The organism is Corallococcus praedator, assembly GCF_003612125.1.
GTDB classification, from domain to species: Bacteria; Myxococcota; Myxococcia; order Myxococcales; family Myxococcaceae; genus Corallococcus; species Corallococcus praedator.
The window spans coordinates 1-10,760 of sequence record NZ_RAWI01000327.1; the positions used below are offsets into that span (position 1 = coordinate 1).

Here is a 10,760-nt window from a genome sequence, read left to right on the forward strand (position 1 = left end):
GCGGGGGAGGCTTCAGGTCACGGTGGGCGCTAACGACGCTCTTCGGCTGGGGTGCGAGAGCGGAGGCCCGGAACGACGAAGCCCACCGACCCTCGCGGGTGGGTGGGCTCCGGTGGCTCGCCAGGGGCAGGCTGTGCGTCAGCCGGCCGCGGCGGGCTTGGGCCCACCCGGAACAGGCATCGAACACATGCACATGGCGGAGGTGACGAACATTCTGCGAGTAGAAGTAGCGAGCATGCCGCGCGCTGTCAAGCCACCCTCCGGAACGAAGCCTCGCACGTCACGCACCGGTGACGACGCCTCGTCGCGTATTCCCATGATGACGTCCTTCCGCGCCGCCGCGCTTCTCCTCCTGCTCATCACCAGCCTCTTCACGACCGCCTGTTCCAGGCCCGCGCCGCCCACGCCCATGACCTTGCGAAAGACGTTCCGCACGCAGTTGAAGGATCCGTCCGCGCCGCCCGTGAGCGCGCCCGTTCCGCCCTCGGGCGTCTTCGAGTTGGTGCGCTATCCGGCGCCGCTGGGAAGCAACGCGGCCTACGTCACGCCCGTGCGTGAAGGGGGCCGGCGCCCGGCGATGGTGTGGCTCCACGGCGGGTTCAACTGGGGCATCGGGCCGCTCGCGTGGCAGCCGGCGGACCGCGACAATGATCAGAGCGCGCGCGCGTTCCGCGAGGCGGGGATGGTGCTGATGCTGCCGTCGCTGCGAGGCGCGAACGACAACCCCGGCGAGCACGAGTACTTCCTGGGCGAGGCGGATGACGTGGTGGCCGCCATCGACTTCCTGGCCCAGCGTCCGGACGTGGATCCGGCGCGCATCTACCTGGGAGGCCACAGCACGGGAGGCACGCTGGCGCTCATCGCCGCGGCGCACGCTCCGCGCTTGAAGGGGGCGTATGTCTTCGGCCCCACCCACGATGTCTCCGAGTACGGGAGGACGGGCACGGCGCTGGACCGCGCCACGGGGCCGGAGCTGTGGATGCGCAATCCGGTGAGCTTCGTGGAGGCTCTGCGCGTGTCCACGCAGGTCATCGAGGGCTCGGACCATGGCAACACCGACGCCATCGAACCGCTGCGCAAGGCCGCGAAGGGCGCGCCGCTGTCGTTCCTCCTGGTGCCAGGGGCCACGCACTTCAGCGTGCTCGCGCCCGTGACGGAGCTGCTGGCGCGCAGGCTCGCGGCGGCGCCCGCGGAGGCACCGACGGTGGTGCTCACGGACGCGGAGACCCGCGAGGCCGTGCTCGCTGAACGCGATCGGTGAGGCCCGCTCAACGCACCCGGGCGTTCGCCGGGTAGGGCGGCAGCGTGCCCTGGAAGCCTGGCTGCTGCCGCACCCGCTCCAGCCACGCGCGCACTGCGGGGTACGGCGTCAGCTCCACACCCGCGTCCGGCGCCAGGTGCACATACGCGAAGAGGCAGAGGTCCGCGACGGTGTAGCGCTCCTCCACCAGGAACGTGCGGGTGCCCAGGTGGCGCTCCAGCGTTTCCAGCGCGCGGACTCCCCCGGAGACGCGCTGTCGGAACGCCTCCGGTTGCTGGGGCTCCCTGCCGGTGAGTCGCCAGTAGCGCGCGGTGCCCAGGTTGGGCTCCACCGCGTTCTGTTCGAAGAACATCCACTGATGCACCTGCGCCCGCGCGAAGCGGTCCTCGGGCAACAGCCGCGTGCCCTCCGCGAGGAACAACAGGATGGCGTTGGACTCCGCCAGGAACCGTCCCGGCTCCGGCTCCAGCACCGGGATGCGGCCGTCCGGGTTCTTGTTCGCGTGGAAGTCGGCCGTGTGGCTTTCGCCCGCGAAGATGTCCACCGGCACCAACTCGTATGCGATGCCTAACTGCGCGAAGAGTGTGCGGACCTTGTAGCCGTTCGCCGAGGGCAGGTAGTCGTGGAGGCGCATCGATGAGGCTCCGGAAGGCAGGAGGATGCGCGACACGTTAGGGCCTTCCCGGTGGCACCGCGCTCCGCTCCTTGTCCTTGAATTCGGAGTCAAAAACGTCAGCCGCGTGCCCTGGCTGCGGCACAAGGCGCCGGCCATCGCGCACGCCCCGGCGCCTTCGGGCGCGTGAGCTACGGCGTGACCTCGTTCCAGACCTCGGAGACGCGGCCCACCTGGTCGAACGCGCAGTGCGCGGCGCCCGCGATGACCTTGTCGTTCACCGGGAACTGGAGCCCGGTGAAGTAGGACTCGGCGTCCCGGATGTCCACGAGCAGCGGATCCAGGTCGCCGTAGGTGAAGTAGAACTTCGTGTCGCCGCGCAGCGAGGCCTGCGTGGTGTCCCAGTCCATCTTGCCCGACCACGGCTTCTCCCCGCCGCAGCTGAGCGCGTAGACGCCCGGGTAGCGGTCTCCGTAGCGCGGCAGGAAGCTGGCGGTCAGCTGGATGGAGCCGCCCGACGAGCCGCCGAAGTAGATGGGGCCGTCCTGGATGTTCCAGCCACGGCGCAGCGCTTCGATGATCTCCACCAGCGTCGCCGCGTTCTTGCCCTCCAGGTCGCGATCCGCGTCCGTCCCCTCGGTGGTGCAGTCCGTGCGCCCCGGATTCGTCCACCACGCGCACTTGTTCGGCGCGAGCGCCGCCACGTAGAGCGTGTTGTGTCCGTAGGTCCAACCGCCGTGGGTGAACAGCGCTCGGGGGTTGCTGCCGTTGTAGGCCGCGGCACCGTCGCCGTGCAGGTAGATGGCCAGCTTCATCGGCGCGGCCACGATGCCGGCCTGGGGCTCGATGATCTTCACCCGCGCTTCGCCCACCTGAGCCTCGCAGAACGGCAGCGTGCCCGCGTCCGTCTTCACCGAACCCGTGCTGATGCAGGGCAGCTTGCCGGACCCCTGCGAACTGCCCGAACCGGCGTCCGTCCCGGCGTCCACCTGGGTGCCTGCGTCGCTGCCCGCGTCAGTGCCCGCATCGACGTCCGTGCCGGCATCGGTGGCCGTGCCCGAGTCGGCGGTGGCGCCCGCGTCGGGGGGGACTTCATCAGGGTCGTCGGAGCACGCGGACAGACCCAGGGCAAGGACGGCGGCGAGGACGAGACGGGACATGTGACTCGGGGGGAGGGGAGGCGACGCCTCTGTTCAGCCGCCAGTATACCGGGTATACATTTCCAGCCCGGAAAGGAAATTCTTCCATGAGCGGACGCGTGAACCTGATGGCGCCGGAGGTCCGGGCCAATCCCTACCCTGTCTACGCGGAGCTGCGGCGCACGGCGCCCGTGTGTCAGGTGGAGCCGGGAGGCCTGTGGGCGCTCACGCGCTTCGAGGACGTGTCCGCGGCGTTCAAGAACCCGCAGGTGTTCTCCTCGGCGGGGGTGCGCACCACCACGGCGCCTCCGTGGCTGGGCCACAACCCGTTCTCCGAATCCATGATCGTCATGGACCCGCCGCACCACATGCGGCTGCGCACGCTGGTGAGCCGCGCGTGGACGCCCACGGCGGTGAACCGGCTGGAGCCGCGCATCCGGAGCTTCGCGCAACACCTGGCGGAGCGGCTGCACCCCGAGCGCGAGGTGGACTTCGTGGACGCCTTCGCCATGCCGCTGCCCGCGAGCGTGATTGGCGAGCTGTTCGCGTTGGATCCGCAGATGACCGCCCGCTACAAGCGCTGGTCGGTGGACCTGTCCAGCGTGTCCGGGACGACGGAGAAGGACACCCACCGCCACGAGTCCATCCGCGCCACGGTGCGCGAGATGGAGGACTACCTGTCCCAGGTGGTCGCGGACCGCCGCCGCCAGCCGCAGGACGACATGGTGTCGGACCTGGTGCAGACGCGCGTGGACGGCGAGGCGCTCTCCGACGCGGAGCTGATGAGCTTCCTGTTCCTGCTCGTCGTCGCCGGGCTGGAGACCACCGTGCAACTGGTCAGCCACTGCGTGCGCATGCTGATGGAGCACCCGCACCTGCTCACCCGCCTGCGGGAGAACCCCGCGCAATTGCCGCGCTTCGTGGAGGAGGTGCTGCGCTTCGAGCCCTCCGTGCACGGGCTGGTGCGCGTCACCACGAAGGAGACGGAGGTTTCGGGCGTGGTGATTCCGGCGGGCGCGCGCGTGGCGCTGATGGTGGGCTCCGCGTGCCGCGACGGCGAGCGCTTCAAGGACCCGGACACCTTCGACATGGACCGCGAGGGCGTGAACAACTTCCCCTTCGGCCACGGCATCCACTTCTGCCTGGGCGCGCCGCTGGCCCGGCTGGAGGCGCGCGTGGGGCTGGAGGTGCTGCTGTCGCGCTTCACGCGCTTCACGCCCACGGGCCCGGTGAAGTGGAACACCTCCCTCACCGTGCGCGGCCCGCTGACGATGCCCCTCATCCCGCACGCCTGAGCGCGCGGGACGAGAGGGCGTGAGGCTCAGGCCTCGATGTCGAACGCGAGCGACACGCGCTCGCCGGGCTCCACGTGCAGCAGGCCCTCGCCGGTGGCCAGCGCTCCGGCGGCGGCGGTCCACGGCTCCACGCAGACGAAGTCCTTGCCCTGCAACGTCCACACGACGAGCAGCCGGAACTCCGGGCTCCACGACAGCTTCACCGGCGGCAGGCCCGGCCCGCGCGAAAGCACCGTGCCCGGCCCCTTGTGGTCGCGCAGGTGCATGTCCACCTCCTGCGCCGTGAGGTCCAGGCCGGTGAAGGGCACCTCCTTCTTCTCCCGGTTGTCCCACGCGTGCGTGGCGTCCGTCTCCACGCGGGCCTGGGCCTTGTGGCCCTGCGGCACGCGGAAGTACGGGTGGTAGCCCAGGTGCAGCGGCAGGGGCCGCGTGTCCCGGTTCTCCAGGTCGAAGTCGAGGGTGAGCCGGCTGCCCACCAGCGAGAAGGTCAGCTGCGCGTCGAAGGCCCAGGGGTACTGGCGCAGCGTCTCCTCGGAGGAGGTGAGCCCCAGCACCAGCAGCGAGCCTTCCGCCTGCCGCACCGTCCACGGCAGCCGCCGCGCGAAGCCGTGCTGCGGCAGCGTGTACGCCTTGCGGTCCGCCGGGTACGTGTCCCCGGGCAGGGGACCGGCGATGGGAAAGAGCACGGGGATGCCCCCGCGCACGTTCTTCGTGAGGTCGGCGACGGTGCCCTCGTCCAGGAAGAGCACCTCCTCACCGTCCACCACCATGCGCGTGACGAGCGCGCCGCGCGTGGGGATGATCTCCACGCGGCACGCGCCGTCCTCCAGCGCGTAGGTGTCCAGCCCCGCGATGCCCGGGAACGGTCCGCTCATGGAGTTAGATGGCCCCTTCCTTCGGGTCGCTGTCCATGAAGGGGTAGGGCACCTTCGCGGGCGGCACGAAGTTCTCCTTGATGGTGCGCGGGCTGCTCCAGCGGAACAGGTTCACGATGGAGCCCGCCTTGTCGTTGGTGCCCGACGCCCGGCTGCCGCCGAAGGGCTGCTGGCCCACCACCGCGCCCGTGGGCTTGTCGTTGATGTAGAAGTTGCCCGCCGCGCTGCGCAGGCTGTTCATCATCATCTCGATGGCCTTGCGGTCGCGCGCGAAGATGGCGCCCGTCAGCGCGTAGCTGGCGGACTGGTCGCACTCCTTCAGCGTCTCCTCCAGCTTCGCGTCCGGGTAGACGTACAGGCCCACGAGCGGCGCGAAGATCTCCTCCGTCATGATGCGGTGGCGCGGGCTGTGGCACTGCACCAGCGTGGGCTGCACGAACCAGCCCTCGCTCTTGTCCGTCCCGCCGCCCGCGAGGATGGTCGCGTCGCCGCCCGTCTTCGCCAGCTCGATGTACGAGGACACCTTCTTGAATGAGCGCTCGTCGATGACGGCGCCCATGAAGTTCCGGAAGTCCGTCACGTCGCCCATCTTGATGTCCGCGATGAGCGCCTGCAGGCGCGGCTTCAGCTTGGGCCACAGCGACTCCGGCACGTAGACGCGGCTGGCGGCGGAGCACTTCTGGCCCTGGTACTCGTAGCCGCCGCGCACGATGGCGACCGCGAGCGCCTCCAGGTCGTCCGCCGCGGACGGGTGCGCGAAGATGAAGTCCTTGCCGCCCGTCTCACCCACCAGCCGGGGGTACTGCTTGTAGCGGCTGATGTTCTCTCCCACCGTCTTCCACAGGCTGTTGAACGTGGGCGTGGAGCCGGTGAAGTGGATGCCGCCCAGGTGGGGGCTGGCCAGCACCGGGTTGCCCACCGTGGGGCCGTCGCCGGGCAGCATGTTGATGACGCCGTCGGGCAGGCCCGCCTCGCGCAGCAGTTCCAGGCCGTACCACGCGCTCAGGCCCTGCGTGGAGGACGGCTTCCACAGCACCACGTTGCCCATGATGGCGGGCGCCGCGCACAGGTTCACCGCGATGGAGGTGAAGTTGAACGGGGTGATGGCGAAGACGAACCCGTCCAGCGGCCGGTAGTCCGTCAGGTTCCACGTCTGCGCGGAGCTCTCCGGCTGGATGGACAAGATCTGCTGCGCGAAGTGGACGTTGTAGCGAAGGAAGTCGATGAGCTCACACGCCGCGTCGATCTCCGCCTGGTGCGCCGTCTTCGACTGGCCCAGCATGGAGGACGCGTTGAGCAGCGGGCGGTAGCGCGTGGCGAGCAGCTCCGCGGCGCGCAGGAAGATGGCCGCTCGCGCGTGGAAGGACATCCGCGCCCAGTCCTCCTTCACGCTCATCGCGTTCTGGATGGCCTGCTCCACGTGGCTCGCGTTGGCCTCGTGCAGGGTGGCCAGCACGTGCTTGTGCCGGTGGGGCATGCGCACCGTGTCCGTCTTGCCGGAGTGCACGTGCTTGCCGCCGATGACGATGGGGATCTCCACCTGCTCGCCGCTCATGCGCTTGAGCGCGCTTTGCAGCTCGGCGCGCTCGGGCGTGCCGGGGGCGTGGGAGAGGACGGGCTCGTTCTTGGGAGCCGGGACGCGGGGGAAGGCGTTGAGCACGCGAGGACCTCGGGGCGGGAAAGAAAAGGTGGGCAAGGTATAGCCCTCCCGCACGTCCAGGTCAGCGAGAGTTGCCGGGGCCGTCCGCGCCGCGACACAGGCGGCGGCTTCAAACGCCTTCGCGGTGGAAGGCCGCCCGGCGCGCGACCGGCTTCAGCCCTCGCCCGCGGCCTTAGGCCGTTGCGCCCCGCGCACGCTGCAACACGGCATGCAGCTGCGCGATGAGGTACGGCGGCTTCACCGGCTTGACCAGGTACGCATCCGGCTGGGGCTGCCCCGGCTCCAGCTCCGCGCGCGGCGCGTAGCCGCTGACGAACACCACCGGCAGGTGCGCCAGGGACGGCTCGGCGCGCACGCGACGGCACAGCTCATAGCCGTCGATGCCCTCCATGTTCACGTCCGACAGGAGCACGTCCGGCGGCTCCGCCAGCGCGTGCGCCAGGCCCGCTTCGCCGTCCGCCGCCACCGTGCAGTCGAACTCCCCCGACAGCAGCAGCCGCAGCGTCTCGCGCATGGTCCAGGAGTTCTCGACGATGAGGACCTTGGGCTTCACGGCGCTTCGACTCCCGGGGAGGGGACCGCGGACAGCAGGGGACGACGGCACCCAGCATCCCCCCACCGTGCGCACCGGGCAAGAGGTCCCCCCTCACCCGGAGGAATTCCTGAAAGCCTCCACCTCACGGGTTTGCCGCCCAGCCCTAGGACTCCGGCGGTGGATTCACGAGCCCACGCCGGGAAACCTCGGAGTCCGGCTCCTCGTCACCCCGGGCCTCCCGCTCGGGCACCTGCTCCTCCTGCCACCCTTCGCCGCGCTCGACGCCCGCCTCCCAGGGGGTCTCCTCCAGCGGACCCGGGTTGACGTCCGGATCGCGGGCGGCGGCCTCGGAGCGCTCGCGGCTCAGCTCCGCGGCGGCCCGGTCCTGGGCGTCCTCCATCTGGCCCCGGTTGCGAGGCTGGAAGTTCTTGCTGCCCTTGTTGCCGGCCATGGTGTCGCCTCCCGAAAGGGTCTCCGGTCGCCGTCCCCGGACGTCCGGGCGCGCTCCGGCCTCCGGCAGGAAGGTGGTCCTCGCCGGGGAGCCCGGGCAACGCCGGGCCGGTCCGCCCGCCTGCCTGGCCGTCCAGGGACGAAGGGCGGCCCCTCCCTGCCGCGCCGCGCCGCGCCCGGAATGGGCATGACGCAGGACGCGGCAAAGCCGTCATGACGCTTCAGCGCGGGGCCCGTGGCATGCCCCGGGCCAGCGGCTGCGCGTCCTCGCGCGACAGGCGCTCCACCTCCGGCGCGACGTCCGCGGTGGGCGCGGCGATGCTGCACCGCGCGCCGCCGTGCACGAGTCCCACCACGCGCATCCGCGCATCCACCAGGGGCGCGCCGGAGTCTCCCGGGATGCCGTGCATGGTGGTGAAGAGCGCGGCGGGCACGTCCGGCAGCGAGGGGCAGCGGCCCAGCCGCTCCAGCATCACCTGCTGCGGTTCGCCGGGGCGATCATACCGGCCGGTGAAGACGAGCAGGTCCCCGGGAGCGGGCAGCGCTTCGGCCACCTCCAGCGGGGCCACGGGCGCCGTCGCTTCCAGCTCCAGCACGGCCATGTCCCGGCCGCGATCCACGAACACGTACCGGCCCTCCAGCCGCCGCCCGTCCTCGAAGTTCGCCAGCTCATGGCCGGAGGCCTGCGCGACGCAGTGGGCCGCGGTGAGCACATGGCGCCCCTGGCCCACCACCACGCCCGCGCAGTGGCCGTCGCCCAGCGTCACCGTGGCCGCCGTGGCCCGCTGGAGGCCCTGGGCTTGCTGGGTTTCGGGCTGACCGCACGCCATCCACGCCGTGACGGCCACGAAGGCCACGGCCACTCCCCCCCGCTTCCACGCACGCATGCCGTCCTCCCCCTCTGGCGCGGGCAATGGGCCCTGTGCCTGGAAGAAGGGTGTGCATGCGTCGGGGGGCGACGTGGGGGCAGGGCCGGAAGTGGCTCCCCAGCAGGCATCCGGCCGGCGGGACGCACTTTCTTCCAGCAGAACGATTGATCAGGGACTAGGAACACCGGGTGCACCTGCTCGGATGTCCCGGAGGCGGTGTCACTGAAACGTGCTATTCCTCCAACGTCTGGATCCCGGCGGAACGGCCGGCCCCTAGCGCGTGAGCGACGACGAGAAGACAACGGTCCTGGACGAACGCACCCGGCCTCCGAGCACATGGGGGGACCGGATGCGTACGCCCATCACGCTGCCGGGCGCGGGCGTCGTGGGGCGGCGTTCGCTGGAGCCGGGCGTCGTCGTCACGGGGCGCTACCGGGTGGAGTCGCTGCTGGGCGAGGGCGGCATGGGCCGCATCTGGCTGGCGGACGACCTCCAGGAGCGCCGGCGCATCGCGCTCAAGGAGATGCACGTCCCGGCGGAGCTGTCCGCGGCGAAGGTGGAGGAGCTGGTGCTGATGTTCCGGCACGAGTTCTTCGCCATGAAGAAGCTCCAGCACCCGTCCACGCTCAAGGTCTTCGACTGGGGCATGACGGAGGCCGGCAACCGCTTCATCACCATGGAGGTGGTGGGCGGCCACGACCTGAGCACGCTGGTGCGGGACGCGCCGCTGGACACGCGCACGATGTACCGGGTGCTGATCCAGATGGCGCAGGTGCTGGCGTTCATCCACTCGCGCCTGTACGTGCACTGCGACATCAAGGCCAGCAACGTGCGCATCACCGAGTCCGGCGCGGTGAAGCTGATGGACTTCGGCGTGATGCACCAGTTGGGCACGCCCAGCCCCGGCAAGCTCAAGGGCACACTGGAGTACCTGGCGCCGGAGTGGCAGCGGGGCGCGAGCATCGACGGGCGTGCGGACCTGTACTCGCTGGGTGTGATGGCCTGGTACCTGGCCACGCGCAAGCTGCCCTTCAAGCGCAGCAACCCCGCGGTGCTGCTGGCGGACCACCTGACGCGTCCGCCGCCGCGCCCCTCCACGCTCTGCGCGGTGGATCCGCAGCTGGAGGAGATCATCCTCCTGTTGATGGCCAAGGACCCGCGCGAGCGCTTCCAGGACGCGAGCGAGCTGCTCGAAGCGCTCTGCCACGCGAGCGGCGAGCCGTCCCCGGAGGAGCCGCTGTCGGCGCGCGCCAGCTACCTGCACGTGCCGGAGGTGGTGGGGCGTGAGGCGGAGCTGGAAGGGCTGATGAACGGCCTGGCGGAGGCGGACTGGGGCCAGTCGCGCGCGGTGCTCGTGGGCGGTCCCGCGGGCGTGGGCAAGACGCGGCTGCTCCAGGAGTTCGAGCTCCAGGCGAAGCTGGCGGAGCTGCCCTTCGGCCGGGGCCAGTGCCGCGCGGAGGGGCTGGCCCCGCTCGCGCCGGTGGCGCAGGCGCTGCGCAGCATGGTGCCGCACACGCCGTCGGAGCTGATGGACCGGCTGGGGCCGCGCCTCATGCGCCTGCTGCCGGGCCTGTCGTCGGAGCTGCCCGAGGGCGAGGTGTATGAGCGGGCCCTGCGCGAGGGGACGGAGGAGAAGGGCGCGTTCTTCGAGGCGCTGTCGGAGTGGACGCGCACGCTCGGCGGGCGGCAGTCGTTCGTGCTGTGCTTCGAGGATTTGCAGTGGGCGGACAGCGCGTCGCTGGAGGCCATCAACGTCCTCATCCGCGCGCTGCACGGCACGCGCGGCATGGTGGTGGGCACGTTCCGCTCCGCGGAGCTGTCGCGCCTGAGCCTCGCGTTCCAGACGGTGGACGAGAAGCTCACCGCGCGCATGGACCTGGAGCCGCTGTCCGCGGAGAACGTGGGCACGCTGGTGGAACTGGTGCTGCCCGGGTTGGGCATCCCGGAGGGCTTCGTCACCCGGCTGCACGCGACCACGAAAGGCAACGCCTTCTTCGCCACCGAGTGCCTGCGCATGCTGGTGGAGGCGGGCGCGCTCAAGCGCGTGGGCGGGCGCTGGGAGG

At 70.8% G+C, this 10,760-nt stretch carries 10 protein-coding genes; 3 read left to right on the plus strand and 7 right to left on the minus strand.

What is annotated here, in order from left to right:
• Positions 1–316: 316 nt before the first annotated feature.
• Complete coding sequence (locus tag D7Y13_RS30990; RefSeq protein ID WP_158620390.1) at positions 317–1,261, plus strand: alpha/beta hydrolase family protein; 945 nt, start codon at positions 317–319, stop codon at positions 1,259–1,261.
• A gap of 7 nt (positions 1,262–1,268) precedes the next feature.
• On the opposite strand, the gene D7Y13_RS30995 is transcribed toward D7Y13_RS30990, so the two are convergent.
• Together D7Y13_RS30995 and D7Y13_RS31000 are read right to left on the minus strand one after the other, a co-directional pair.
• A complete protein-coding gene (locus D7Y13_RS30995; protein ID WP_233595622.1) occupies positions 1,269–1,931 on the minus strand; it encodes a glutathione S-transferase family protein in 663 nt (220 codons plus the stop codon).
• 134 nt (positions 1,932–2,065) lie between these two features.
• Positions 2,066–3,034: an alpha/beta hydrolase gene (locus tag D7Y13_RS31000; RefSeq protein WP_120584093.1), complete on the minus strand. Its 969-nt coding sequence runs from the start codon at positions 3,032–3,034 to the stop codon at positions 2,066–2,068.
• A gap of 86 nt (positions 3,035–3,120) precedes the next feature.
• On the opposite strand from D7Y13_RS31000, the gene D7Y13_RS31005 reads away from it, so the two are divergent.
• Positions 3,121–4,308, plus strand: a complete 1,188-nt coding sequence (locus D7Y13_RS31005; protein ID WP_120584092.1) for a cytochrome P450 — start codon at positions 3,121–3,123, stop codon at positions 4,306–4,308.
• Between the two features lie 26 nt (positions 4,309–4,334).
• Here D7Y13_RS31005 and D7Y13_RS31010 read toward each other — a convergent pair whose 3' ends face one another.
• From D7Y13_RS31010 to D7Y13_RS31030, 5 genes are all read right to left on the minus strand, one after another.
• Positions 4,335–5,183: an aldose epimerase family protein gene (locus D7Y13_RS31010; RefSeq protein ID WP_120535313.1), complete on the minus strand. Its 849-nt coding sequence runs from the start codon at positions 5,181–5,183 to the stop codon at positions 4,335–4,337.
• Positions 5,184–5,187: 4 nt separating this feature from the next.
• Positions 5,188–6,843, minus strand: a complete 1,656-nt coding sequence (gene pruA / locus D7Y13_RS31015; RefSeq protein WP_120584091.1) for an L-glutamate gamma-semialdehyde dehydrogenase — start codon at positions 6,841–6,843, stop codon at positions 5,188–5,190.
• Between the two features lie 172 nt (positions 6,844–7,015).
• On the minus strand, positions 7,016–7,396 hold the full coding sequence (locus D7Y13_RS31020) for a response regulator (protein WP_120535315.1): 381 nt from the start codon (positions 7,394–7,396) through the stop codon (positions 7,016–7,018).
• Positions 7,397–7,541: 145 nt separating this feature from the next.
• Positions 7,542–7,829 carry a hypothetical protein gene (locus tag D7Y13_RS31025; RefSeq protein ID WP_233595621.1) on the minus strand — a complete coding sequence of 96 codons (288 nt, stop codon included), beginning with the start codon at positions 7,827–7,829 and terminating at the stop codon, positions 7,542–7,544.
• Between the two features lie 220 nt (positions 7,830–8,049).
• On the minus strand, positions 8,050–8,715 hold the full coding sequence (locus D7Y13_RS31030) for a S1 family peptidase (RefSeq protein WP_120535316.1): 666 nt from the start codon (positions 8,713–8,715) through the stop codon (positions 8,050–8,052).
• Positions 8,716–9,046: 331 nt separating this feature from the next.
• Here D7Y13_RS31030 and D7Y13_RS31035 point away from each other — a divergent pair.
• Positions 9,047–10,760, plus strand: a 1,714-nt coding sequence (locus tag D7Y13_RS31035) for a serine/threonine-protein kinase (RefSeq protein ID WP_147452530.1), incomplete at its 3' end; no start/stop codon positions are given.

Coding starts and splice junctions, on each gene's coding strand:
- D7Y13_RS31010 (WP_120535313.1), bottom strand. CDS start 5,183: ATGAGCGGACCGTTCCCGGGCATCGCGGGGCTGGACACCTACGCGCTG.
- D7Y13_RS31030 (WP_120535316.1), bottom strand. CDS start 8,715: ATGCGTGCGTGGAAGCGGGGGGGAGTGGCCGTGGCCTTCGTGGCCGTC.
- D7Y13_RS31000 (WP_120584093.1), bottom strand. CDS start 3,034: ATGTCCCGTCTCGTCCTCGCCGCCGTCCTTGCCCTGGGTCTGTCCGCG.
- D7Y13_RS30990 (WP_158620390.1), top strand. CDS start 317: ATGATGACGTCCTTCCGCGCCGCCGCGCTTCTCCTCCTGCTCATCACC.
- D7Y13_RS31005 (WP_120584092.1), top strand. CDS start 3,121: ATGAGCGGACGCGTGAACCTGATGGCGCCGGAGGTCCGGGCCAATCCC.
- D7Y13_RS31025 (WP_233595621.1), bottom strand. CDS start 7,829: ATGGCCGGCAACAAGGGCAGCAAGAACTTCCAGCCTCGCAACCGGGGC.